Genomic DNA, 26,368 nt, shown 5'->3' with positions numbered 1-26,368 from the left:
CCGTGCATACAGGTCAATCCGTTGATTGGGTTATAACGCTATTACTTGCGTTCATTTCTGACAATAGATCGCCTCTTCACTCCCTATTCAAGAGCTCATTATGAAAACACCACCATGCCGCTTCCTCATACTTCTACTGGCAGTGTTGGTTAGTCATACATCCAGCCTACTCGCGGAAGATTCAATCAATGCAGATGGTTCCCTTACCTTTGTCTACGATCAAAACGCAGGACAGTGCACAATTCATATAAAAGACGGCCTCATGCATGAAATTCACTATGGAGACACAGGCACTCCCGAGCAACCCTGCAAAGGGCATAAAATTCGCTACGTCAGATTTAATCAGGTTCGCTCAGCGGTCAGCGTAGAACTGAGTAGCGAACTGGACAAGTGGGGCCATGGTATTGGCTGCGATGACAACCCCGACAATTTCAAGTTTGTACTGCGAACTATAAAAAACATGCCAAGTAACGCTGACATTGCGCTCGATGAGATAACTGATGGCCATGTCGGAACTCCCATCCTTCCCGGCGTATTGGTCAAATCCAGATGGGTAAGCGATCCCAACAACGTAAATCGTGAGCTTACTTGTATCAAAATAAAGTATGACTAGTCCGACTTGATCTCCTGTCCGTCGCCGAACGATTCGCCGTAGTTATAAATAATTCACGTAATTAAAAGGTGTACTTCCATGGCCGCCTCTACCGCCGTGCACTCCAATGCTTTCAACTTTCTTAGTTTCATGCAGGCCGGTGTTGACCCGCGCACCGGGCAATACACCGTCAACCTGTCAATGCCCCAGATCAAGGCCAATGGCCTCAGCGGCCCGGTTGTCCCCCTGAGTCTGAGATTCAACCCTCTCAATCAAGACGATCTGGGTTTTGGCCGGGGCTGGGAGTTGCCGCAGTCGCAATTCGACACCGACAAACAAGTCATCGCGCTGGCCAGCGGTGAATCTTTCAAGATCACCGGTGTTTCCAGCATCGGCAATCGCCTGGAGATGGCCGAGCAAAAAATCCAGAGCTTTCACCTGTACCAGGATGAACCGACCCTCTATCGGGTGGTGCATAGCTCGGGCGTCATCGAGATGCTGCGGCTCGAAGGCAACCTGGCGTTGCCGGAAACCCTCTACAGCGCCGAAGGCTTCAAGGTCAGCTTCACCTATCTGCCGTTCAATAACGGTCAGCGCCGGCTGCACACCGTAACTGATGGCCAGGGCGTCACGTTGCTGGAAATCAATCGGCCCGCTCAAGCTGTCGAGATCCTGCTGCGCCCTGACGGCACGCCGGGCGGCGCCTTGGCGCGCTTCGAGATGAAACTACGCAACAGCGGATCGGGCGATGAAGTCTTCGAAGTGATTTTGCCCACCGATGACAAGGATAAGTGGCAGTTCACCTATCAGACCGTCAACGGCCTGCTGTGCATCACCGAGGCCTGGACCCCGATGGGCGGCCACGAAACCATTGAGTATTCCGGCGTTGGTCATGATTATCCGGGCAACGCTCGCCCATCGCTGCCCAGGGTCTGGAAGCACATCAGCAATCCGGGCTTCGGCCAGCCCGCGCTGGAGGTGCACTACGATTACAACACCCGCGACTTGCCGGGCAATAACAACTTCTGGGCAATAACTCACCCATCAGTTGGAATGATGATGGGTTAGACAACCTCTACCAGGTCACTTCTCGCTACCAGTACGGCACCACCGAACGGCATTTCGTTGCTGGCGCGGAGGTTCGTTTTATCGAACGCACCTTCAATCGCTTCCACCTGATCAGCGAAGAAAAAACCACCCAGGGCAATAACGTGCAGCAGGTCCTCACGCACTACTACGCCGATGACGACCTCGACAAATCATTCTCCAGCCAGCCTCCCCAATGCCAGTTGCCGCGCAGCGTTGAAACCCGCTGGAGCCTGGTCGACAACTCGACACCGCCACGCTCACAAACGGTGCTCACCAGCCACGATACCCATGGCAACCTGACCGAGCAGGTCCAGGCCAATGGCATCAAGGAGCAGTTCGAGTATTTCCCGCTACTCGGCACCCCGGCGAATGCCCGGCCGACCCGCAAGGGTTTGTGCGCAACCTGCGGCAGAAAACCGTGACCCCCGCCCCCGGCCGCGAAGCCGGTGCTCCGGTGCTGCGCACACGTAATCGCTTTGCCTTGATGCCGCCACTCAAGGGCACGCCTCAAGACGCCAGCAGCGACTGGCTGGTGCTGACCGACGAGACCCTGTACGAGGTCAACGGCACGCAGGAAAGACAACTGCAACTCAGCGCCTATGCCACCTTCAACGTCCCGACCAATCCGCTGTTGCACGGTCGACGTCAACAACAGGCCATCACCCTCAATAGCCTGACCACCACCACCGATTACGCTTATAAAACGCTCATCGGCACCTATACCGGTGAAACCGTCCTGCAAACCACCCAAACCCTGACCGGCTACGATCACGGGGTCAACGGCACGCACACGCAAAAGGTGGTGATCGAGGAACACTCGCTGCTGCACGGCGAAACCCTGCTGGCCCGCGACGACAACGACGTGGAAATTCGTACTACCTACGATGCTTTGCTGCGGGTGACCAGCGAAAAAGTCGCGCCTAACACCCAGTACGAGGCGACCCGCAGCTATCGCTATTCTCTGAGTACCGGTGTCGGCGGCCAGGCCAGCCAGGAAGCCACCGACGTCAAGGGGCTCACAACCAGAACCCTGTTCGACGGCCTTAACCGGCCGATCCGCGAGCAGCGGCAAGACAAGGACCACCAGAGTGGCGCCAAGGCCGATGAATTTCGGGATACCTACCGGGCCAGTTATGACGGATTGGGGCAACTGAAAGAAGAAACCGAACTCGACTGGTGCAGCGCCAAAGCCGCCGACGACCTGGTGCTGGTCAGCCGGTACTTCTATGACGACTGGGGCCAGCAGCGCAGCCTGATCCGCCCCGACGGGGTCGAGGAGCACGAGGTCACCAACCCGATCAAACAGACGGTCACCACCTGGATCGACGGCCTGGCCAAGTCCGTCACCCAGAACAACCTGTTCGACAAGCCCGATAGCGTCAAGCGTTTCAACCTGGGTGACGACCCAAGCGATCCTCAGGCAACGCCATACAGTGAACACAACTTCCACTACGACGGACTGGGACGCACCGCCCATGAGTTCGATGCGCTGAAGCGCAAGACGGCCTATGTATATGACGCTTTTGGTCGGATGCTCAAGACGACATTGCCCAATGACGATGTCATGGAAAGAAGTTATGCGCCGCAGAGCAGTGGCGATCTGCCAATCAAGCTATTGATCACACCGGTTGATGCAGGGCAGCCTCCGGTACACGCCGGAGCGCAGGAGTACGACGGCCTTGAACGGGTCACACAAGTCACCGTTGGCCCTCGCCTCGAACAGTACCAGTACGATGGCAGTCACATGCAGGTCAGCAAACGCATTACACCTGCGCGTGATGAAATCCAGTATCGCTACACACCAGGGCTGCTGGATCAGCCCATCCAGATTATTCCTCCCGAGAGCAATCAATCGTCTGTTTACGACTATGACTTCCAGACCGCCCTTCTAAACTTCTCGGACAATGGGCAGGGCCGCCAGGAGTTCGAGTACGACAGTGCGGCCAATTTGAAAACACATCGCCGGGTGTTTGATGGCAACACCTGGACTACTAACTATAAGCACTCATTGAACGGTCGGCAGTTGGCGAGTACGGATGTGGGCGATGTCAACTCCGAGTATACCTATGGAAGCACCACAGGGGTGCTCGAACAAATGCTTCAGGGCAATGTGCTTGCCAAATTCGAATATGATGCGTGCGGCTTATTGCTGCGTACTACTTGCCAGGATACTGCTGCAAATACAACTGTGGTCACCGAATTGAGCTACGACGATAAAGGCCGGGAGATCTTGCGCACTTTGAGCATGGGCGGCTCTGCGACTCTCATCATTAACCAGACGTGGCGTACCGATGACCGTTTACACATACGTCATCGGCAGACAAATAACCAAAGCCTGCTCAAGGAAGAGTTCAGCTACGACTCGCGTAATCGCCTTGAACTCTATACCTGTTCGGGAGATGAGTTACCCGTAGATCGCTACGGCAATAGAATTACGCAACAACTCTTTACGTTTGATGTGATGGACAACGTCAACTTGTGTCGTACATGGTTCGAAGACGGGACTCGGGACAATGCCCGCTTTACCTATGCCGCTGCTGATCCATGCCAACTGCAAAGTGTCAATCACGATCATCCTTCCTGTTTTCCACAAAACATCACCTTCAACTACGACCAAAACGGCAATATGATCAACGACGAACAGGGGCATCGACTGCGTTATGACAGCCAGTCGCGCCTGTCAAAGGTCATCGATCGAACTGCAAAAACCGTTACAGCCTATCGATACGATGGGCACAATCATTTGTTCGGTGTTTTGCGGGCGGGGGAAGCGGAAACTTTACGGTTCTATCAGAATGACCGTCTGAGCAATACAGTGAAAGGTAATACGCATAGACAGTATCTTTACAACCAGGACCAGCCTCTGGCGCAACAGCAGTCAGGCGATGCCGGGAAGACCTTGCTATTAATGACTGACAGCAAACACAGCGTGATCGGCGAGCGTCAACAGACCGATTTACGTACCGCGATTTACAACGCTTATGGCGAACGCAGCAGCGATGACTCAATGTTGTGCGAGCTGGCCTTCAACGGTGAAATCCGCGAACAAACCGGCTGGTACTTGTTGGGACGCGGTTACCGAGCCTACAACCCGGACCTGATGCGCTTTCAAAGCCCAGACTTGATGTCATTTAGTCCATTTGGCGCTGGGGGAATCAACCCCTACAAGTACTGCGCAGGGGATCCGGTTAACTTTAAGGACCCGACAGGGCACTTTATCAGTTTTGGTGACCCTGGCCATGATTTGATGATATGGGGCGCAGTTGATCTGATATTCGGAGTTATAACCTTGAATCCCATTGCATTTACTGCCGGGGCGATGACGATGGCTGCTGGCGGAGGCGTGAGCAGTAGCGAAACAACCAACTCTGAGAAACAAACCAATGCAACAATCGGCACGGTTGCGGGACTTATCGGCATGTTCGGATCAATGGGTGGTGGTAAAGGGGCAAAAAATGTGACCAATAACATCAGCAAAGCAGGTGACAACTTCACTACCAATATAATTGTGCGAAGATCCAGCGCCCCGACAATATTGGGCGGCGGTGGTGCACGAAGAAACAGTTCCTCAGCGGTGATGGGTAGTTCTGCACGAAGGAACAGCGCTCCATCCCTGACTAGCAATAGTACCCAATCGGCGAACACAGCTGCGGAGGTTGGTAAACAATCTCGGCGAGCATCCGTTGCGGATGTTGGGACTGATCCGCGACGACCTTCTTTTTTCGACGCTAGCACTCAGACTCTGGAACAAAGCTCACTGCATACTGACAGACTTTTCGAGCGTCAGATTAATCAAGCCTTCACTACAGCCGAAACTATCAATAGTTCCGTTACGACTACTCCACCCACTGTTCCAAACTTTAAAATCAAACCGAAACCTGGCGAACCTGACCCTGAGGAACTTTTACACTTAATTGCACGAGTGAGAGGGGTGAGCGTCCCGGGTACATTCAAGACCAAAAATATAAGAAGGCTCGCTCCTAATCTAGTGTTCCCCAAGTAACTCGATACACATCTCGAATCACCTTGACGGCAGACATGGTAACGTGTCTGTCATCAAGGCAATCAACAACTGAGAGTTCTCTCATATCCCCACCCCACCCTGCTCCATAAAATCGCCCCCGCCGAGACACCGCAACTCAACTTTTCACTTCCAGCACTGCCCGGTACTGTCTCGTGCCTCAGAGACCGGGAACTGTCACTACAGGACTTATTGACATGAAAAAAACGCTACTCGTTCTATCTCTGGGCCTGGCTACAGGCCTGGCGGGTACTTCGGCTTTCGCCAATCCGGGCATCATCAACTTCGAAGGCATGATCACCAGCAGCACCTGCCCGATCGATGTAGTAAACCCAGGCGACGGCACTGTCGGCAATCTGGTCAAGATGACCAGCGTCGAAGCCAGCCGCTTTACCGCGGTGGGCCAGGAATACGGAGGCAAAGGGTTTGTCTTGCGCGTCAAAGGTGGCGCCGGTTGTGTCCTGGACCCGGCAAACCCCAATGTCGCCAAAGTAACCTTTAACGGCAACACCGACCCGAGCGGCGATTATTTCTCGGTCACACCTGGTACCGCTGGCGCGAAAGGCGTGGCGATCGCACTCCGGGACGGCGCTGGCAAACTGCTCTCTTCCGGCAAAGAGAGCGATGAATACCCGCTTTACGGCGACCGTCCGACCGACCTGCGCTTCGATGCCACCTATCGCTCCATTCTGGCAACAGTTGTCGCCGGTGTAGCTTCCGCAGACATCCAGTTCAGCGTCGCCGTGAACTGATATTCATCCAGACCTCTCGGCGTTCTGTCGTTACAGCATGCCGCAGAGGCATCCTCAAAATTTGCCCACCTGCATCGACAGTGTTCGGGCGAAAGGTATTCCCCATGTTCGGCTTGTTCAAACAGGCTGCCGCTCGCCGGCCAGCTTTCTGTGCCTGCATGACCTTCCTCATGCTGACGACTTACATACCCGCCAGCCAGGCGGCTCTGACCATCAGCAGTACCCGCGTGGTATTCGGCAGCGACAAACGCAGCGTTTCGGTGATTGTCGCCAACCCTAGCGATAAGACCTTCGCCGTCCAGACCTGGGTCAACACAGCGGCTGACGATAGCGTGACCGCAGTGCCATTCATTCCCTCGCCGCCGTTGTTCCGACTCAACCCGGGCAAGCAGCAGCAAGTGCAGATCAACGGCCTGCCCAACAGCCTGCCCACGGACCGAGAGTCGGTGTTCTATTTCAATGTGCAGGAAATCCCGCAAGTCGAAGCCAGCGAGGGCAATGTGCTGAATATTGCTCTGCGCACCCGGATCAAATTGTTCTATCGCCCTACCCAGCTAAAGGGCAATCCGATCGCTGAGCTGAAAAGCCTGCAATGGTCGATCCGGCACGTCGCTGGGCAATCGCAATTACAGGTGTTCAACCCTACCCCGTTCCATGTGTCCTTCTCACGACTTGAAGTCAACGCAAGCGGCCAGGCTCACAAACTGACGAATGCCGCCATGGTTGAGCCATTTGCCAGCCAACGCTATGCCCTCGGCGCCGTCAAGTCCGGCCCTGGCATGCAGGTGGAATTCTCGGCGATCAACGATCACGGCGGTTACAGCGCGCCGATTCGCTTGCCGGTCCAGCCAAGCCCTTGAGGCTGCGCCTACGGTTTCCAGGAAAATGTTTATGACCTTGTTATCCGGACAGCGGCAAGCGGCTGGTCGCCTGCCTTTCCTCCATTTGATCGTTATCGGCAGCAGCGCGGCCCTTCTGGAAGTCGAGCCCGCGCAAGCGACGCCCGCCCCAGAGTTTCAGGCTGGCTTCATGCGACAAAGCCCCGAACATGGTGGCAATACAGGTGCCCTGGCCCTTAGCGCACTGGCCAACGGACCTGACCTCGGCCCAGGACGTTACCGGGTCGATATACAAGTCAACCAGAGGTATGTGGGTCAGCGAGAAATCGTTTTTGAACTCAGTCCGCAAGGCGATCGTCTGTTGCCGTGCCTGTCGGCCGAGCTGTTGGAGGAGTTCGGTGTACGACTGCAAAGCCTCGCCGATCCAGCATTGCTGCAAACAACCTGCATCAATCTACCTACCCTGATCCCGAGTGCCGAAACCGAATTCGACGGCAGCGCCCTGCGACTGGATATCTCCATTCCGCAGATCGTCATGCGTCGCGACATGATCGGCCAGGTGAACCCCGAAGACTGGGACTATGGCATCAACGCAGCATTTGTTAACTATCAGGCGTCGGCACAGCAAGGTACGAGCAGGGGTCAAAGCAGTTCCAGCAGTCAGGATTTGTACTTGAATAGTGGCCTGAATCTTGGCCCTTGGCGCCTGCGCAGCAATCAGAGCCTGCGCCAGGATGAGTATGGGCAACGCCAATGGAGCCGAGCCTATACCTATGCCCAACGCGATATTCCTGGTATGAATGCCAACCTGACCCTGGGCGAAATGTCCACGCCCGGTGATGTATTCAAAAGCCTTCCGCTCAAGGGCATGGTCGTCAAATCGGACGAGGCCATGTTGCCTGATGCTATGCAAGCCTATGCCCCGATCATTCGTGGCGTGGCGCTGAGCCGGGCAAAGCTTGAGGTGTTACAGAACGGCTATCCAATTTACTCCACCTATGTCAGTGCAGGTCCCTATGAGATCGACGACCTGAGCACCGCCAGCGGCAGTGGTGAACTGGAAATCGTTCTGACTGAGGCCGATGGCCAGGTCCGGCGCTTTACCCAGCCTTACGCCACTCTGAGCAATCTGTTGCGCGAGGGCACCTGGCGCTACAGTGCAAGCGCCGGGCGCTACAACTCGCCTAACGATCTTGAAGATCCCCTGCTATGGCAGGGCACTCTGGCCATGGGAACTGTATGGGGTTCCACCTTGTATGGGGGACTGATGGCGAGCGAATTTTACAAGGCTGGTAATTTTGGGGTTGCCAGGGACCTGTCTGAGTTCGGAGCGCTTGCATTTGACGTGACCCATTCAAGCGCCGATATCGAGTCGGCAAACATTCAATCGACTCAAGGCATGAGTTACGCAATCAAGTACGGAAAATCCTTCCAGAGCCGAACCAACTTACGTTTTGCCGGTTATCGCTACTCGACTGAAGGCTATCGTGACTTCGATGAAGCGGTGCGCCAGCGCAGCCGTGATTCCACGTTCCACGGCAGTCGCCGCAGCCGTCTTGAGGCATCGATTTACCAAAATATAGGCAAGCAAAGTTCCGTAGCCTTAACGCTTTCCCAGGAAGACTTCTGGCGCACCGACTATGAGCGTCGCCAGTTTCAGTTCAACTTCAACACTCACCACCGGGGTGTCAGCTATAACCTGTTTGCCAGCCAATCCCTCAGCGACAATACCAACCACAGCGATCGACAACTGGGTTTGAGCATCTCATTACCACTCGATTTCGGTTTCGCCAACTCGGCGACTTTCGATTTTCATAAAAACGGTGACACCTTCAGTCAGCGCGCCAGCCTGTCCGGTAATGCCGATGACAGCCGCCTCAACTATCGCGCAGCGTTGGCCAACGATGACCAGCGACAGCAATCGGCATCTCTTTCGCTCGGTTATCAGGCACCGTATGGCAGCCTGGGTGCCGGGCTGACACAAGGCCGCGACTACCGCAGTCTTTCGCTCAATGCCAGCGGTGCCGTGTTGTTGCATGCCGACGGTATCGAGTTGGGTCCACATCTGGGAGAAACAGCCGGACTGATCGAAGTGCCGGGTATCGCAGATATCGGTGTCAGCAATGCCACTGGCGTTCGTACCAACGAACGAGGGTATGCGTTGGTGCCTTATTTACGTCCCTACCGGGTCAATCCGCTCGCGCTGGAGACCGATCAACTTGGGCCCGAAATCGAAATCGACAATGGTGCCACTCAGGTAGTGCCCACGCGGGGCGCCGTGGTTAAAGCCACATTCGCCGCACGCAAGGTGAGTCGACTGGTCATTACCGGACTTACCGCTAACGGTCTACCACTGCCTTTTGGAGCGCAGGTCATAGACGCACAGGGCGAAGCGATCGGCGTCGTCGGGCAAGCCGGGCAATTCATGCTGGCAACCACCACTGAACCGCAAAAGATTGATGTTCGCTGGGGCGAGGACGACAGTCAGCGCTGTGAATTGCACCTCGATCCACAAACCCTGGACCCGACACAGGGTTACCGCTTGCAGGAATTGACATGCGTCTGAAGAACTCCTTTTTGTATTCAGGAAATAGAACATGAAAGCGACGGTACGACATCTGTCAGGGCTGGCAGCACTGGCTGTCGGCGCCTTGGCGCAATCGGCGAACGCCGCACCCGGCGACCCAATGGCTGCTTCTGGGCGGGTGCGGCCGGGCTCATGAAATTTCGGGTCGATGTAGGCACTATCTATGTTCCCAGGGATGCCCGGCCTGGCAGTCTGATCGGTACCTTCGACAAATTTTCCTTCACGAGCAATGGCGAAAATCTGGCCATCAATTGCTTCAACGACGGCCAGGCGCAACTGGCATTTCAAGCAACCCCATTGCGCCAATCTTTCCAGGCACCTTACCGCCCATTAACGGTGAAGACATCAACGGAAAAGTCTTCAATACCAGCGTGAACGGTATTGGTGCGCGGGTCCGATTAGGTTTTCCATTTGAAGGTGGCCCCGAAAATTCATTTACTCCAAATGGCCCCCCTGTCGTTCCATTCACGGCAACCGCCAACCATAGGGTTTTTACCGCTATTCCATTGGCGTCCCTGTACAACTACGTATCGATAGTAAAAACAGGGCCGATTCCACCGGGGCCCCACCGTTTCGCCAGCAAACTGTTCAATGGCAGCTTAACCGGCCTCAGTACGGTGCTTGATTATGAAGTCACGGGCACAGTCATCCAGTCGCAATGCACCGTGCTTGGCAATCCGGTCAGTGCAGATCCAGTACAACTGGGGACTTGGCCGGCATCGGACTTTACCCATAAGGGTTTTGCCACCAAACCGGCGCCCTTCACCATCACGCTCAGCGACTGTGAGTCGGACCCCAGGGGGGGCAACAACGCCACAGCGCATATTCGCCTTGATGGGGTCAAAGGCTCGCTGCCCATAGGTGATGGAAGTGACGGAATATTCAGCCTGGGAGATGGTTCTTCCGCTGTCGGCATGGGCATTCAAATACTGCGTGACGACGGACTGACACCGGTTGCGCTGGGTACGGAGGTTCCGTTGATGGTCATCAACCCAACGGGCACCACCGTATTACCGTTCACCGCACGCTTCTATCAGACCGCCGACAGCAGTGGCATTCGAGGCGGCGTTGCCAAAGGTTCACTGGGCTTCACCGTCACCTATCAATAACCTTGTGCAAGCCCCATTGCGGGCTTGCGTCAATTCAACATCAAGCAACCAACATCACCCTGAGCCATGGAAATTGCGCTACTGCCGGATTAGGCGCGGACTCCCCATCCCAGGTCAGGCCGTTATCGAAACTGACATAGGCTTTGACCGTGAGCTGCGAGCCGAGTGTGATTCTGGCCAGGAAGCCCGCCTTGGCGACCAGCGCCACACCGGCCGCGATTCCGCTTCAGCCTGGGCAAGCGTTACCTCATACTTATCCAGCGCAACGTATTGGATGGTCTTACCGCTTGATGCCTCCATACCCTCGACAAAAATCGAGACGCGCTGTTTTTCCGCACTGAATGGCCATTTGCTAAGGGTCATGCTTGCACCCGCTGGCGGCACCGAAGCCATGCTCAAAGGAGTACCATCCGCGCTTTGGGGCGCCTGTAATCTGTCCTTGGATACCCCAGTACATTCAGCGTAAAAGGGTCCGAATGGTGAGGTTCCCCAAGCTTGTCGTTGAACAGATAAATGACGGTAATGACCTTGCCAAAATGCGGTGCCATGTATTTTTTTGGAATTTTATACTTCCACTCGCCGGCACTGATCGGGTCTGCAAGATAAGCCCCAAGCTCACCTTCCGCCGCCCATTGCACCTTGGGTACTTCATCGGGGTAGATGACCGATGCCGGATTCAAGATGACGTTAGCCCCGTCCGTGGCATCAATCGGATTGAGCGTTCCCCTGACCGGCCAGCCAGATCCCGTGGCCTCTATAACTTTTGCAGGCGGTAAAACCCGCGGGTGGGTTGCGCTGCAACGTCAAGCTTTTGAACGGCAGACTGGCCGCTGGTATTGCCCGCCCGGTCCGTTACCCTGTACCAGGCGTAACGGTCGCCATCACCCTGCTCCCGAATCCAGTCGCCTGTGATGTCAAGAGTCAATGGCTTGTCAAAGTCTTGCACGGTCAGCACCTTGGTGCCGCCGACAGTCGCTCCAGATGAGCTTCTGTCCCAATACCAAGTGATGGCATCTCCGGGTTTTGGACCGCTGTAAGCGCGAATACCTGCACGCAGCAGATCGTCCCCTTCGAGGTAGTGGGCAGTGAGCTTGTTGGGAGGGAGGACTTCAGGAGGGAAAATCAGTTTGCTGTCAGCAGCAAGAATCGGCGGGCTTTTATCGATAGTGACGTTCACATGCCGGCATTCGCGGGGTGTCGAACCGTTCCAGGGAAGAAGCCGGTAATACAAGACGTGAACGCCTTCATTCAACTCCTTGGCAGGAACCTCAAGCCAGAGCTCCGTATCTGTGATGGGCCCTTCCAGTTGCCGTTCGTGAACCGGATCCGAACCCCGGCCAAAAAACAATTGGACGATATCGAAAAAGCCAGATTGCGGGGCAGGCTCGCTCCAAATCGGGAACTTGATCCGCAGCGGGTGCAACCATGCATCCTTGAGCAGCAAGTTCTCTTCGCCACCGTCGATCGGCGGGAGCGTTCCGATAATATCGGGCGGCGCGAGATCCACTTTGGTTTCCTGGTAGGGCTCTGAATGTCTGGACATGTCTATTCCCTCACTCATTAAAGCGAGCCGGTAGGACTACCTCTGAACACCTGACCGGCAGGACCTTTGAAATTTACGAGCTAAATCCACCTGGCGAGTGATGCCGTGCAAGTACGGGAGGAATCGATGGATCCTCCCGCGAAAAAACATTTACCAGCTATAGCGAACGCCAAAATTGACGCCCCATGGCTGTTCGATCTTGTCGCCATTGCTGTAGTCCAGATCGACGTGCGCGTGCCACTTTTCTGCCAGAGACATGGCAAGCCCAGCCCCCAGTTCTCCACGGGAGCCGGACAAGTCGTTGTTGAACGCGTTGTCGTTGACCTTTACTTCGTTGTTCTTGGCGAACTCATGCACATAAGCGGCGCGAACATAGGGTTGCACGACCTTGCCGTCCACGTTGAAGTTACGCCCGGCAGTGGCGCCAACCTTGCCCAACAGCGAACGAGTGCGGTCGCCATCGGCGGACAAACCGTTGTCCAGGTCGTAATCCTGGCCCTGAATGATCACGCCCGACAGTTGCGAGAAGGGTTCAATGAAGTAGTTGTCCGTCAGGGCGATATGCTGGCCAAACTCCAGCGATGCACCAATACCGTTGTTGTCGTAATTGCCTTTGGTTTTCTTGCCGTCACTGAGCTGAACATCCGATTCGTTCTCGAAGTGGTTGAACTTGAGCACGCCGTCGAAGTAGTAGCCGCCTTCATGTAGCCAAGTGGTGTATGCACCGATGGAGTAGCTGTCGACTGTGCCATTGGTGCCACGACCGATGTCCAGATCGGATTTGCTGTAACCGCCGAACACCCCCGCTAGCCACCGACCATCGCCAATGGGCAACGGCGCATCGGCACCGAATGAAAGGCCCTGCTGGGTTTGTTGATAAGCCACACCGGAACTGGCGCTGACGTTGTATTTATTGCCATACGCACGCACCCAGCCACCGCTCTTGCCTTCGTCCATCCGCACTTCGCCCATGCGACTGCGCAAAGTGCTGAGCTCTCCGTACCAGACAGTCGGTGCGGTATTGAACAATGCGAGTACCGATTGGGTGCCGGGGCTGATGACCCGCGACGCAGTGTTCAGGTACCAGTCGTTGTTGCCCTGCTGGATCAAATCATAGGAAAAGGCACCCAGATCGACCGGACCGTTCAACAGCGAAAACTGCGCATCACCCGAGGCGATATGGATGACTGGTATAGAGCTCAAGCCGGTCGGGTCGGCACCACTGCTGCCCATCACAACCTTGTGGTTGCCAGTGGCGTTACCAGTGACTTCAAGGGTGTCGACCTGGCCGGTGGAGAAGTCGGCATCCATGAGGAAGGTGCCGTTGCCTGAGAGGTTGGCCACTGACAACTTGTAGAACTCGGTCGGGCTGCCAAACTGGATTGAGCCGCCATTCATGGACAGATTGCCGATGCTGGCGTTGCCCACCATATTCCAGCGGGCCTGACTGTTGACCGCCAGACTGGCAACGTTTTCGAGTCGTCCGGTCAGAGTTGCCTGGTTTTGCAGGGTGATGTTGGCGGTGGCGCCGGCATCGGCGGAGACATCGCCCACCACGTCACTGTTGTCGACCACCATATTGGCCGTGGATGAGCCCTTGACCTCCAGGGCCTTGCCGTTGCCGCCGATCAGGGTCGACTTGTTGCCGACCAGGATTTCAGCGGTGGTCGCAGCAAAGCTGAAGTTATTGACGACGATGGCTGCGCCTGACTGACCCCGAACCGTAGTGCCATTGAGTGTCAGGCGTCCGGGCTGCGATACCGTCTGATCAGTGGTCAGCAGAACGCCGTTGATGCCCCCTTGAATCGTGCTGCCGTTTGCCGATACTTGGCCGTTGGCCAATTGCAAACCGAAACCGGACGTACCCACCAGCGTTGTTTGATTCAAGTCGAGCTGGCTCAAGCCACTGACGACTGCCCCCACCGCACCTCCTGTGACATTGCTACTGGTTACCGTTGCCTTGGAACCCTGCCCGACAGTTATGTTGCTGCCCACTGAGAGCCCGGTGCTGCGGCCCGTGACATTGCTACCGGTGATGGTCGCGCTACTGTCCACCAAATCAACCCCGATCGTGCTGGCACTTGCGCTTACGGTGGTGCCAGTCAGCGTGAGCGACGATCCGGTTTCGGCGCGAATTTGCGTGGTGCTTGCGCCATTGGCCGTCAAGCTGGAACTGTTCCGCACCAGATAATTGTCCAGCGCGGTGCTGCCATCGATCACTGCCGGTTCGCCATTGTCGACAATCCTGCCGAGCGAGTGAGTACTGACCAACAGCAAAGGCATCAAGGTCATCCACTTAAGGGATACCGACAAGGGGAGCAACGCAAAGACTTGTTTAGTTTTCATCAGGCACCGCAGAAATAAATGTCAAAGAGTGAGCCCGCCATGACCGGCGATCTCTGCTTGAACGTGCAAAGGCGGCGAAGACTAAAGAGAAACCTCCCTGAAATATGTAGGACTTATCCGAAGGAATGAGCCACAACCAAACAGCGCGAGAACAGGAGAGAGCGTTCGGTCCCTCCTGATCTCGCGCTCCTGAACACAGTCAGGGTCTTGGTATTACGCAATGGTCTCCGTGCTCGAAGACGGCGATCATGACTTCGACGAGATCTGAATTAACGGGTGTTCCACGAACTTTGATTTGGTAGATCACCTTGCCCCAGCCGTACTGATCGCCCGTGTCATAGGTAGGCTTAAGGAACCTTTCGTATGGGATGAACCAATCGACACCATCCTGTTCTTCCTGCTTACTGACAGTCAGAAGGTCCGAAGTACTGGTATTTGGCAGCTCAGTCACCTTGTCCTTGCCGTAGGTCTGCCAGGTGGCTGTGACTTCTACCCCCTCCTTCAAATGTGCCGATGCCGGGATATGCACTCGAACCCCCCATTTCCCATCCTTTTCAATAAGTGCGTTGCAGTTTATAGGGTAAGGATCTGCGTCCTTGTCTGGAAACTCGGGTTCAGGTAGATCGACTGTCTCAACTTCGACATCGATGAAAGTTGGTAGTGATGTCTGAGGGTTAAACAAGCCAGGGCGCGTCAAGGAGTAGCGCAGCGGTAGTTGGTCCATCACTGGGGTTTCTTCGATATCAGCCCAGGGAATAACCAGCGGAATTTCCTGATCAACCGTCTCATCACCTTTGATCTTATAAGGCGTTGAAGTGACTGCTTTACCGTTCCAGAACAGCGTCAACACGTCGTCTGCGAGCACACTGGCGAGTATCTCTGCGGTGAGGGTTATATAACCGGTGGCTGCTTCGCCAATATCGGCCGGGGTGAGTTGTTTGTCGCTGTTAGAGAAGCTATTGAATCTGACCAAACCTAACTTGGGGTTTTCCGGGTCTGGATTGGGGTTTTCTGGGCCTGTTATCTCAAGGTTGACTTTCACCTGAATGGCGCCCGGCGAAGCTATGGGGTAATCACCCCGTAAGACGGCATAATCCACATTGATTTCCTGAGTGCCACCCGCCGCAAAATCATACTCTGCCTTAAGGTGTTCCCAAGGTACGGTAATGTCCAAAGGGAATGGCTTATGTGCGCTGACTGGCGTTCGTGGGAGGTTGTTCTCACCCCAAGTGATCAGGATGCCATCTGCGTCCAGAGGATTCGTGAACTGCCTGATACGAACTGTCGTCGGGAAAGCCGCGTCGGCGCGATCAATAAGATCGTCGGCGGCCAATGGCACTTCGGCGGGTTTCAGATCGAGGGGCAGATCTCCCAATGCGACCTGCACTTCTGTCGGGAATGGCATGTCGCTGCGATTACCTGCCTTGTCGAACAGGAAATATACGATGTACATCAGCATTGAACCCATTCCGTACACCAGGGCCTTGGGAATGAGTATGGCTCGAGTCAACGGAAGTGGTCCCAAATACGCGAGTTCATCAGGGTCGAGTTCTCCGGTTGGTGGTTTGTCCAACAAGGCAACAGCCAGGGTCACGAAGCCCTTTTTTTCCTCATCAAAATCAGGTATCAAGCAAGCAATACCGCCAACTGCCTCCAATATGGCCGTGGTGATCAAAGGCTCATTAACGATGATTTTTTCTGGCACACCGGGTCTTATTGGCCCGATTCTGTCGAGGGTGATAGGTGAATGATCAGATTCCGTTTCAACGGGTGCATTCCAGCCTGATACGCGATAGCGGACCTCAATCTTGCCCTCAATAGTGTGGTAATCGGAAAAAGGCAACTCCCGGGTTAATGGGAAATTCGCGTCAGGCAGGGTATCCGGGCCAGGGACCTGTTCTGTATGAAAAACCTTGTACTCAGGTTTAACGTCGGCCGGGTTACGCCACTCCAGGGTTAAAGTATTAAAAAAAACCGGAGGCAGGCCGGCATCCGGGCGGTCCGGCCATAGGGGTATTAGTAGCTTTATGGATTCTTGCTTATCAAGTTCCACTTTTGGCATCAGGCCATCTTCATCACCGGGAATTTGATCCCTGATGGTGGGTTTATTGAGTGCCAACCCTGCATCAGCCTTAGAGAGCTGTTTTTGCATGAAGATTTGTTTTCGATAGTCAATCCGTACCTGTTCGTCCGACGGACGTCTATTTGAATCTGCCATGTTCATTGCTCCAAAACTATTTGAGTTCAACCATGAGCAGACTCATGGCCATCAAAAACTTTTTTGGCAGTTCGATTGATGGCTTTAACACTGCAAAATAACGCCCTGTCGTTCTGCCCGGCCGAAGAGGCCCGAACGGAATTAAGCACGTTAATTTCGATTCTCGATACTGTCAGAGTTGACAGGTGGTTACCTATACAGGTGCAGGAAACACCGCGTCAGACAACGCAGGTCCGATCATTAAACATCGCTGTAGAGCGCTTGTTTAAGTGACCTACAAATTATTTCCTGGAGGCTACAAGACCTTGCGTCGTTGCCTACGCTTACGCCAGAATCCGCCGGCTTGTGCGCCTTGAGGCCGCTCGGTAACTTGATTCGCGTCACTGCCCATCAGTGATCGGGTTTAGCAGCCCGGTTGGATATTTAGAAAGTTGCACAAGCTCTGTCAGTCAGGCATTTCCATGCCTGCACTCGATGGTGGCTGTGCGCAGGGCGCCTTCGGGCGCGCCGGCTTTGCTAAATTCCCCGGTCTGCTAACCTGCGCACAGCTGCCTCCCCTTTCGTTTAGCAGCAAGAGGGGTGGCACCCAATCAGGGAATTTAGCTTATGTTCAAGGTCACACCCAATCCCCCGGACACCGATCCGACCTCCCCGTACGAACCCGATTCAAACAATCTCGAAGAGGCCGCCGAACGCCCTCTCGACGTCCCCTTCCCCTCGACTGCCGACATCAAAGCCGCACCACGCTCACCCAGCACAATGTTTACCGTGGACCCAGAACTCACGACCGAAACCCTGATGGTTTATCTGGTCGAGACACTGGCCTCGGTCGATGTGATGGTCCATCAGTTGGTGGATCATCTGGACGGCGGATCGCGCAATGCGCTGCTGGGCATTTCCAACAGCGTGATGCTGGCGGAGATCACGGCGAACCGGGTGCTGGATCAGATTGATCCGCCGGAGTAATCCACAAAGCATTTGCGCATTACTGTAGGAGCGAGCTTGCTCGCGAAAAACCTGAGGGCGCCGCTGGGTGTCAGGTGTCCCACGTCATCGTTGACGTCCATCGCGAGCAGGCTCGCTCCTACAGGAACTTAAATCACGAACCGCGCCACCATCGCATTCAAGTCCGCCGCCAGGCGCGACAGTTCATGGGTCGCTGCGGTGGTCTGATTGGCACCAGCCGCCGACTGAGTGGCCAGGTCGCGGATGTTCACCAGGTTGCGGTCGACTTCCCGCGACACCTGCGCCTGTTCTTCCGAGGCACTGGCGATCACCAGATTGCGTTCGTTGATCAGGTGGATCGACTGTGTGATCTGCTCCAGCGCGACACCGGCGGCACGGGCCATTTCCAGGGTGTTCTGGGTGCGCTGATTGCTTTGCTGCATCGACGACACCGCCTCGCCGGTGCCGTTTTGAATACCGGCGACCATCTTCTCGATTTCCTGAGTCGATTGCGCCGTGCGATGCGCCAGCGCCCGAACCTCGTCCGCCACCACTGCAAAACCACGCCCCGCTTCACCCGCTCGGGCGGCTTCAATCGCCGCGTTCAATGCCAGCAGATTGGTCTGTTCAGCGATGGCGCGGATCACATCCAGCACCTTGCCGATGTCGCGCCCCTGCTCCGCCAGGCCTTCGATCATCAACGAGGTGTTTTGCACGTCATGGGTCATGGTCTGGATGGCGTCGACGGTTTCAACCACACGGTCGCGACCTTCGCGGGCGGCCTGGGTCGACTGATTCGAGGCTTCGGAGGTCGACACCGCGTTGCGCGCCACTTCTTCCACGGCGGCGGTCATCTGGTTGACAGCGGTGGCGGCCTGTTCGATTTCGTTGTTCTGCTGTTGCAGACCACGGGACGCGTCTTCAGTCACCGTACTGAGTTCTTCGGCGGCAGCGCCCAGTTGCGTCGCGGAGCCGGCGATCTGCTCGATGGTTTTGCGCAGGCTGGCCTGCATGGTGGACAACGCGGCGAGCAAGCGCGCCGGTTCGTCCTTGCCATCAGCCTCAATGGCCTTAGTCAGATTACCGCCGGCGATGGTTTCTGCTGCCTGCACCGCGCGGTTCAAGGGTGTGACGATGCTACGGGTCAGCAACCAGGCCAGCAGCACGGTCATGATCGCCGCCACTACCGACACCCCAATGATTCCATTCACGGCGGTGTTGTAGTTGTCCTCGGCAATAACCCCCGCCACTTTTGCGGCCTCTGTGTTGTACGCCACCAATCGGTTGAGCTGCTCGCCCATCAGGTCAGTGCCGTCCTTGATCCGTGTATTGATCAGGCTGCGCATCTCGTCAACTTTGTTCTGGCGCGACAGGTCCATCATGTCGCGCTGGGCTTGCATGTAACTGTCCAGAGTCGCGCTGAACACCTTATATAGCGCCGCTTCATCCGCGCCCGCCGGCAACTCGGCATAACTGGCCTGGGCCTTGCGCACTTTGTCGGTCAGCACGCCGATACGGGTTTCGGCCTCCTGCAAACTGGCAGGCTCGCGGTTGACCAGAATGCGGAACGACAAGATGCGCATGCGTAGAATATTTTCGGTGACATTGCCCAGGAAGCCGACGCTGGGCAATTGATTGGTGCCCATGTCGATCGAGGCTTGGCGGATGGTCGACATTCGGTTAACCGAAAACACGCCCAGCGCAATAAGCAGCAAGGCTATGAAAGCGAAACCCAGGAAAGCGCGAGGCGCGATGTTCAGTTGACGCAGGGACATAGGACGATACTCGGGTAATTGAGGCATCGAGCGTCCTTGCCGTAATCACTGTCGGGCGGGCAGCGCCGTTCAGTTTGGCGGCACTGTTGTTGTAGATTTGTGTGCGCCTGATATCTGTATCGGCTGGGGTTGAGGATTTTCGCGGGGGTTTGGGAAATTTATTTTTAAAAGGATACGCAATCACTGTAGGAGCCGGCTTGCTGGCGAAGGCGGTGCGTCAGGCACCGCATGGGTGATTGGACGGGCGCCTTCGCCAGCAAGCCGGCTCCTACAAGATTGCGGGGTTTCAGGTATTGGGGGCGGCCAGTCGCCAGACCCGGGCAATGTCGCTTGCCCGCTCGCGCAATAGACGGGGTGCTTCGGCGCACGCCTGCTGCAATGTCATCGGGCCGCTCGCGAGGGCGAACGCGGCATCGATGCCATGTTCGTACAACGCCTGATAACCCTCGCCCAACGTACCGGCGATGACGATCACCGGCACGCGGTACTGTTTGGCAATGCGCGCGACACCAAACGGGGTTTTGCCGCGCAGGGTCTGCGCATCGAATCGCCCTTCTCCGGTAATAACCAGATCGGCGTCTTTGACCGCGTCTGCAAGGCCGACCAGTTCGGCGACCACTTCAACCCCAGCCTTGAATTGCGCGCCGAGAAACGCCTTGGCGGCAAATCCCAGACCTCCTGCGGCGCCGCTGCCTGACTCTTCACGCACATCATTGTTCAGGACTTTTGCGCAGTGGTCGGCAAAGTGTCCAAGGGCGTGATCCAGTAGCTGAACCTGTTCGGGCGAGGCACCTTTTTGCGGACCGAAAATCGCCGAGGCGCCGTGGGGGCCGCACAGCGGATTGTTCACGTCGGCAGCGATGTCGAAGCGCACTGTGGCCAGTCGCGGGTCAATGTCACTCAGGTCGATGCGGAACAGTTCGGCGAGTGCGAGGCCGCCCGGTGCCAGCGCCTGGCCTTGAGCATCAAGCAGTTTCACGCCCAAGGCTTGCATCGCCCCCGCGCCACCATCATTGGTGGCGCTGCCGCCAATGGCCAGAATCACTCGCTGTGCGCCTTCGTCGAGGGCGGCACGAATCAGTTCGCCGGTGCCGAAGGTGCTGCTGATGCAGGCATCGCGCTGATCGACCGGGACCAATTGCAAACCGCTGGCTTCGGCCATTTCGATGATTGCGGTGTGGCTGTCGGGTAACCAGCCCCACGCGGCGTCGACCGGATCACCCAGGGGACCGCGAACCGCGATCCGCTGAAGCTCACCGCCGCAGGCCGCCAGAATCGACTCCACAGTGCCCTCCCCGCCATCGGCCATCGGGCACTTGACCAATTGCGCATCGGGCCAGACTTCCATCAGTCCCAGCGCGATGGCGTCGGCCACGCCTTGAGCGCTGAGGCTGTCTTTGAACGAGTCGGGGGCGATAACGATTTTCATGGGAATTCTCCAGTTCCGATGCGCCCATGCTGCCAGCCGGCAAGCACAATAACGCCGGTCCGCTGCACAAGCGGCTGTGGGGATTATTGTTCATTTCCACAAATCCGGAAAATTCACACAATCCACTGTAGGAGCGAGCTCGCTCGCGATGGTGGTTAACGATGACGCGTGTTGCCTGAATGAACGCGTTGTCCGGACGTTTTTCGCGAGCAGGCTCGCTCCTACAGGTGGGAGCTGATGTTAGCGTCGGACTGGGGCAGGAGCTGGACGCCGAGGTAGAGGGCGAGCATGCCATCGAGGCGTAGCGGATCGACGCCGCTGAGTTCGGCAATCCGCTCCATGCGATAACGCAGGCTGTTGCGATGAATACCCAGGGCATCGGCACACGCCTGGCTCTGGCCATCGTGATCGCACCAACTGCGCAAGGTCGCCAGCAGTTGGCCGTTGCTGTCCTTGGCGATGACTTTGCGCAGCGGGTTGAGCAGTTCGTCCAGCGCATCGTCGTTGCGGTGCCGCCAGAGCATTACCGGCAGTCGATAACGATTGAGGTACAGCAAACGTGACCGGGGCAACACTTCTCGTCCGTAAGCCAGCAAGTCAGCGACCCGGCGATAGCAACGACGCAAGCCCGACAATCCATCGGCCTGCCCGCCCACGGCGATGCGCAGGATATTCCAGCCCAGGCCCTCGAGCTTTTCCAGCAATCGATCATTCTCGATGGTCTGGCTCGCCGGTCGACACCACAGTAACGACGACTTCGCCGAACTCACGCACCAACTGTCCGGGTAACGCGAGGTCAGCCAGGCACTGAGCGCCTCGACAGTTTGTCCCGGCCCCTGCTCCATGCCCAGTTCGAACAGATACGGCACCCGCGTCATCTGCGGCTTGAGCCCTAGCTGTTGCGCTTCGTCGATCAGCCGCGGCGAATCCCCCCCTTCGCTGAGCAACAGCGCCAGCAGGTCATCGCAACGCTGGCGCCGCCACTGTTGCTCAGCCTGCTGATTGCGCTGACCGACCAGCATTTCGGCGGTCATGCGTACCAGCTCGGCATAGGTGCGCAATTGCTCGGGTTCGCCAGTGATGCCCAGCACGCCAATCAAACGCTGATCGAGCATCAGCGGCAGATTGATGCCCGGCTGCACGCCTTTGAGATGAATCGCCGTTTGCGCGTCGATCTCCACCACGCGCCCATTGGCCAGCACCAGTTGCGCACCTTCGTGCCGGGTGTTGACCCGCTCGGGTTCGCCACTGCCCAGAATCAACCCCTGACTGTCCATGACGTTGACGTTGTAGGGCAGGATGGCCATCGCCCGGTCGACGATGTCCTGCGCCAGGTCGTGATCGAGTTCAAACATAGGGGGAATCCTTGCAAGCGTAATGGATCGAGTTGTTCACCCGCACAGGGTCGGATGACAAAGCCTGTGCTCAGGCACAAAGACAGAGCCCATGAGGGAGGCCGAAACTCTCAGGGCGATCAACGTTACCCTTTGCATCGCAAAAAATCATAATAAAGAGAGAGCCCGCCATGTCACAGAGCGCCGCTGCTACCCAGGCCATCGTTGACGAAAAAAACGCCGTCTACAAACGTATTACCCTGCGTTTGATTCCCTTCATCTTCATCTGCTACCTGTTCAACTACCTCGACCGGGTGAACGTTGGATTTGCCAAACTGCAGATGCTCGACGCACTTAAATTCAGCGAAACCGTGTACGGCCTCGGGGCCGGGATCTTTTTCATCGGCTACGTGCTGTGCGGCGTACCGAGCAACCTGGCCCTGACCAAATTCGGCCCGCGGCGCTGGATCGCGTTGATGATGATCACCTGGGGCACGCTGTCGATCTGCCTGCTGTTTGTTACCACCCCGACCGAGTTCTACACCTTGCGTCTGTTCACTGGCGCGGCCGAAGCCGGATTCTTCCCCGGCGTGGTGCTGTACCTCTCGCAGTGGTTCCCGACCTTCCGTCGTGGCCGCATCATGGCGCTGTTCATGTCGGCGATCCCGGTGTCCGGTTTGCTCGGCAGCCCATTCTCCGGATGGATTCTCAACCACTTCGCCACGGGTCACGGCGGTCTGGCCGGCTGGCAGTGGATGTTCCTGCTGCAAGGCATCCCGACCGTGATCCTTGGCGCCCTCGCCTACTTCCTGCTCAGCGACGGTTTTGCCAAAGCCAAATGGCTCACGCCGTTCGAGCGATCTGTGCTGGAAGCCGACCACGCCGAAGACTTGGCGAACAAACCGAAGACCACCACTGACTCTTTGCTGGCGGTGTTTAAAAACCCGGCGATCTGGGCGTTTGGCCTGATCTATTTTTGTATCCAGAGTGGCGTCTACGCGATCAACTTCTGGCTGCCGTCGATCATCAAGAACCTGGGCTTCAGCGATAACCTGGTGATCGGCTGGTTGAGTGCGATTCCGTACCTGCTGGCGGCGGTTTTCATGTTGATGGTCGGCCGCTCGGCGGATCTGCGCAAAGAACGTCGCTGGCATTTGGTGGTGCCGATGTTGATGGGCGCGCTGGGCCTGCTGATCGCCGTGAACTTCGCCGCCAACCCGGCCATCGCCATCCTCGGCCTGTCCATCGCCACCATGGGCGCCCTCACCGGCCTGCCGATGTTCTGGCCGGTACCGACCGCGATGCTCAGTGCTGGTGCCGCTGCCGGTGGTCTTGCGTTAATCAACTCCATGGGCCAGATGGCCGGCTTCCTCAGCCCGTACCTGGTGGGCTGGGTCAAGGACAGTACCGGCTCGACTGATGCCGCGTTGTATTTGCTGGCGGGTGTGATTGTCTGTGGCAGTGTGCTGGCGTTGCGCATGACCCGTACGTTGCGCGCATGACCCCAAATCCCTTGTAGGAGCGAGCTTGCTCGCGAGGGTGAGTCAACTACATTAGAGTCGACTGACACACCTTATCGCGAGCAAGCTCGCTTCTACAAAAGGACTTCAACATGAGCTACCGCACGCTGGGTCATTCGGGTTTGCAGGTTTCCACCCTGACCCTGGGCACCATGATGTTTGGCGAACAGACCAGCACCGAAGATTCCCTGCGGATCATCGAAAAGGCCTGGGATCAGGGCATCAATTTCATCGACACCGCCGACGTTTATACCAACGGCCGTTCCGAAGAAATTGTCGGTGAAGCCATCGCCAGTCGTCGCCATGCATGGGTGCTGGCTACCAAGGTCGGTTTCGGCCCGGTGGACGGTGTGCCGAATCTCAGCGGCCTGAATCGCAAGCATCTCTTCAACGGCATCGACGCCAGCCTGACACGCCTGGGCACAGACTATCTCGACATCTATTACCTGCACCGCGAAGACCACAACACGCCGTTGGAAGTCACGGTGTCGGCGATTGGCGATCTGATTCGCCAGGGAAAAATCCGCTACTGGGGTTTGTCGAACTATCGTGGCTGGCGTATTGCCGAGGTCATTCGCGTGGCCGACTCACTGGGTGTCGACCGCCCCGTCATCAGCCAGCCGCTGTACAACATCGTTAATCGCCAGGCCGAAGCCGAGCAGATCACCGCCGCGCAGAACTATGGACTGGGCGTTGTGCCTTACAGCCCGCTGGCGCGGGGCGTGCTCAGTGGCAAGTACGCACCGGACGTGAAACCGGATGCCAACAGCCGTGCCGGGCGTGCAGACAAGCGCATTCTGGAAACCGAATGGCGCGTGGAATCCTTGCGCATTGCTCAGCAGATCCAGCAATACACACAAGAACGCGGCGTCGGTATCGTCGAATTCGCCATCGCCTGGGTGCTGAACAACGCCGCCGTCACATCCGCCATCGTCGGCCCGCGTACCGAAGAACAGTGGGATGCCTACACTAAGGCGCAGGCGGTGAAGATCACGGCTGAGGATGAGGCATTTATCGATTCGCTGGTGACGCCGGGGCATGCATCGACACCGGGGTTCAATGACGTGAGCCATTTCGTGTCGGGTCGTAATCCCCGTAAAAACTGAAGAAACACGATTGAATGATCGTTCCCACGCTCTGCGTGGGAATGCCTCAAGGGACGCTCCGCGTTCCAGCTCTCGAAAGGGACGCGGAGCGTCCCGGGCTGCATTCCCACGCAGAGCGTGGGAACGATCAGACTCAGGGTGTAGAAAATTCTGATCGTCCGGCCAATATTCAGCACAAAAACCACGTATCCTCCGCACCCCGTTTTACGTTCAACTTCGCGAGGACAGTTTGTCTAAAGGTATTGCTCTATCGGTTTCAGCCTCGGTGCTGTTTGCCGTCATGTATTACTACACTTCGCTGCTCAAGCCCCTGAGCGGCGTGGAGATTTTCGGTTGGCGCATGCTGCTGACCGTGCCGTGCATGACCGTGTTCATGCTGGTGTCCGGCGAATGGCGGCGCGCGGTCGACCTGCTGCGCCGGTTCAGCGCCCAACCAAAGTTGATCGGCGTCCTGATCGTCTCGGCGGCGTTGCTGGGTGTACAACTCTGGCTGTTCATGTGGGCGCCGCTCAATGGCTACAGCCTCGATGTGTCGCTGGGTTATTTCCTGTTGCCGCTGTCCATGGTGCTGACCGGGCGAATTGCCTACGGTGAACGCCTGTCGTACCTGCAAAAAGTCGCGGTGTTTTTCGCAAGCCTCGGCGTGGTCAATGAGTTGTATCAGGTCGGCGGATTTTCCTGGGCGACACTGGTGGTGGTCGTGGGCTATCCGCTGTATTTCGTGGTGCGCAAATGGCTGAAGACTGACCATCTGGGCGGACTCTGGGTGGACATGACCCTGATGCTGCCAATTGCCTACTGGTTCGTGCACGGTGGCGAGCAGGGTTTTGGCGTCTTCGATCAGCACCCGGCATTGGCCTGGCTGATCCCGCTACTCGGCCTGATCAGCGCCTCGGCCCTGGTGGTCTACATCATCGCCAGTCGCTTGCTGCCGTTCAGCCTGTTTGGATTGTTGAGCTATGTGGAGCCGGTGCTGTTGCTCGGCGTCGCGTTATTGCTGGGGGAAAGCATCAAGCCCGGTGAATGGCTGACCTATATTCCGATCTGGTTCGCCGTGCTGGTGTTGGTGTTTGAAGGGTTCAAGCATCTGATGCGCAATCGCAGACCTTGACGGTCACGCAAAACAAATGTGGGAGCGGGCTTGCTCGCGAAGGCGTCGTACC

Annotated in this window: 21 protein-coding genes; 12 read left to right on the top strand and 9 right to left on the bottom strand. The window is 56.6% G+C overall.

Going from position 1 to position 26,368, the window contains the following annotated elements:
- Positions 1-100: 100 nt before the first annotated feature.
- A complete protein-coding gene (locus tag CES87_RS04415) occupies positions 101-613 on the top strand; it encodes a hypothetical protein (RefSeq protein WP_128605114.1) in 513 nt (170 codons plus the stop codon).
- 78 nt (positions 614-691) lie between these two features.
- A complete protein-coding gene (locus CES87_RS04410) occupies positions 692-1,660 on the top strand; it encodes a hypothetical protein (protein WP_128605113.1) in 969 nt (322 codons plus the stop codon).
- Here the strand turns inward: CES87_RS04410 and CES87_RS32320 are convergent.
- Positions 1,657-1,824: a hypothetical protein gene (locus tag CES87_RS32320; protein ID WP_178081375.1), complete on the bottom strand. Its 168-nt coding sequence runs from the start codon at positions 1,822-1,824 to the stop codon at positions 1,657-1,659. The two genes, CES87_RS04410 and CES87_RS32320, sit on opposite strands and share 4 nt — an antisense overlap.
- Between CES87_RS32320 and CES87_RS04405 the strand changes: the two genes are divergently transcribed.
- The 6 genes from CES87_RS04405 (at position 1,804) to CES87_RS04380 (ending at position 10,989) form a co-directional block, all read left to right on the top strand.
- Positions 1,804-2,103 carry a hypothetical protein gene (locus CES87_RS04405; RefSeq protein WP_128605112.1) on the top strand — a complete coding sequence of 100 codons (300 nt, stop codon included), beginning with the start codon at positions 1,804-1,806 and terminating at the stop codon, positions 2,101-2,103. The genes CES87_RS32320 and CES87_RS04405 overlap by 21 nt on opposite strands.
- On the top strand, positions 2,076-5,684 hold the full coding sequence (locus tag CES87_RS04400; protein WP_178081374.1) for an RHS repeat-associated core domain-containing protein: 3,609 nt from the start codon (positions 2,076-2,078) through the stop codon (positions 5,682-5,684). Before CES87_RS04405 ends, CES87_RS04400 begins: the two co-directional genes overlap by 28 nt.
- Before the next feature lie 215 nt (positions 5,685-5,899).
- Positions 5,900-6,454 (top strand): fimbrial protein, encoded by a 555-nt coding sequence (locus tag CES87_RS04395; protein ID WP_128605110.1) that lies wholly within the window; start codon positions 5,900-5,902, stop codon positions 6,452-6,454.
- A gap of 104 nt (positions 6,455-6,558) precedes the next feature.
- A complete protein-coding gene (locus CES87_RS04390) occupies positions 6,559-7,314 on the top strand; it encodes a molecular chaperone (protein ID WP_128605109.1) in 756 nt (251 codons plus the stop codon).
- A gap of 31 nt (positions 7,315-7,345) precedes the next feature.
- Entirely contained in the window at positions 7,346-9,859 is a 2,514-nt protein-coding gene (locus tag CES87_RS04385) for a fimbria/pilus outer membrane usher protein (RefSeq protein WP_128605108.1), read from the top strand.
- A 272-nt stretch (positions 9,860-10,131) separates the two neighbouring features.
- Positions 10,132-10,989, top strand: a complete 858-nt coding sequence (locus CES87_RS04380) for a fimbrial protein (RefSeq protein ID WP_178081373.1) — start codon at positions 10,132-10,134, stop codon at positions 10,987-10,989.
- A 40-nt stretch (positions 10,990-11,029) separates the two neighbouring features.
- On the opposite strand, the gene CES87_RS32315 is transcribed toward CES87_RS04380, so the two are convergent.
- From CES87_RS32315 to CES87_RS04360, 5 genes are all read right to left on the bottom strand, one after another.
- A complete protein-coding gene (locus CES87_RS32315; RefSeq protein WP_178081372.1) occupies positions 11,030-11,197 on the bottom strand; it encodes a hypothetical protein in 168 nt (55 codons plus the stop codon).
- A gap of 187 nt (positions 11,198-11,384) precedes the next feature.
- Complete coding sequence (locus tag CES87_RS04375) at positions 11,385-11,669, bottom strand: hypothetical protein (protein WP_128605106.1); 285 nt, start codon at positions 11,667-11,669, stop codon at positions 11,385-11,387.
- Between the two features lie 74 nt (positions 11,670-11,743).
- Positions 11,744-12,532 carry a hypothetical protein gene (locus CES87_RS04370; RefSeq protein ID WP_128605105.1) on the bottom strand — a complete coding sequence of 263 codons (789 nt, stop codon included), beginning with the start codon at positions 12,530-12,532 and terminating at the stop codon, positions 11,744-11,746.
- Between the two features lie 150 nt (positions 12,533-12,682).
- Positions 12,683-14,878, bottom strand: coding sequence for an autotransporter outer membrane beta-barrel domain-containing protein (locus CES87_RS04365; protein WP_128605104.1), 2,196 nt, complete (start codon positions 14,876-14,878; stop codon positions 12,683-12,685).
- Positions 14,879-15,077: 199 nt separating this feature from the next.
- On the bottom strand, positions 15,078-17,096 hold the full coding sequence (locus tag CES87_RS04360) for a hypothetical protein (protein ID WP_128605103.1): 2,019 nt from the start codon (positions 17,094-17,096) through the stop codon (positions 15,078-15,080).
- A 606-nt stretch (positions 17,097-17,702) separates the two neighbouring features.
- On the opposite strand from CES87_RS04360, the gene CES87_RS04355 reads away from it, so the two are divergent.
- Entirely contained in the window at positions 17,703-18,062 is a 360-nt protein-coding gene (locus CES87_RS04355; protein WP_128605102.1) for a DUF6124 family protein, read from the top strand.
- 128 nt (positions 18,063-18,190) lie between these two features.
- Here the strand turns inward: CES87_RS04355 and CES87_RS04350 are convergent, their stop codons facing one another.
- The 3 genes from CES87_RS04350 to CES87_RS04340 form a co-directional block, all read right to left on the bottom strand.
- Positions 18,191-19,816 (bottom strand): methyl-accepting chemotaxis protein, encoded by a 1,626-nt coding sequence (locus CES87_RS04350; protein WP_128605369.1) that lies wholly within the window; start codon positions 19,814-19,816, stop codon positions 18,191-18,193.
- Positions 19,817-20,102: 286 nt separating this feature from the next.
- A complete protein-coding gene (locus CES87_RS04345; RefSeq protein ID WP_128605101.1) occupies positions 20,103-21,245 on the bottom strand; it encodes a glycerate kinase in 1,143 nt (380 codons plus the stop codon).
- 221 nt (positions 21,246-21,466) lie between these two features.
- Positions 21,467-22,600: a sugar diacid recognition domain-containing protein gene (locus CES87_RS04340; protein WP_128605100.1), complete on the bottom strand. Its 1,134-nt coding sequence runs from the start codon at positions 22,598-22,600 to the stop codon at positions 21,467-21,469.
- A gap of 170 nt (positions 22,601-22,770) precedes the next feature.
- Here CES87_RS04340 and CES87_RS04335 point away from each other — a divergent pair, with 170 nt between their 5' ends.
- The 3 genes from CES87_RS04335 (at position 22,771) to rarD (ending at position 26,316) form a co-directional block, all read left to right on the top strand.
- Entirely contained in the window at positions 22,771-24,081 is a 1,311-nt protein-coding gene (locus tag CES87_RS04335; protein ID WP_128605099.1) for an MFS transporter, read from the top strand.
- A gap of 110 nt (positions 24,082-24,191) precedes the next feature.
- The gene (locus tag CES87_RS04330) at positions 24,192-25,205 is read left to right on the top strand and encodes an aldo/keto reductase (RefSeq protein WP_128605098.1); all 1,014 of its coding nucleotides are present in this window, start codon (positions 24,192-24,194) and stop codon (positions 25,203-25,205) included.
- Positions 25,206-25,434: 229 nt separating this feature from the next.
- On the top strand, positions 25,435-26,316 hold the full coding sequence (gene rarD / locus CES87_RS04320) for an EamA family transporter RarD (protein WP_128605096.1): 882 nt from the start codon (positions 25,435-25,437) through the stop codon (positions 26,314-26,316).
- Positions 26,317-26,368: the final 52 nt, after the last annotated feature.

The sequence above is a fragment of the Pseudomonas sp. ERMR1:02 genome, assembly GCF_002277815.1.
Lineage (GTDB): Bacteria > Pseudomonadota > Gammaproteobacteria > Pseudomonadales > Pseudomonadaceae > Aquipseudomonas.
Note: the sequence above shows the minus strand (reverse complement) of the source record. Positions and strands in the feature narration are given on the sequence as shown.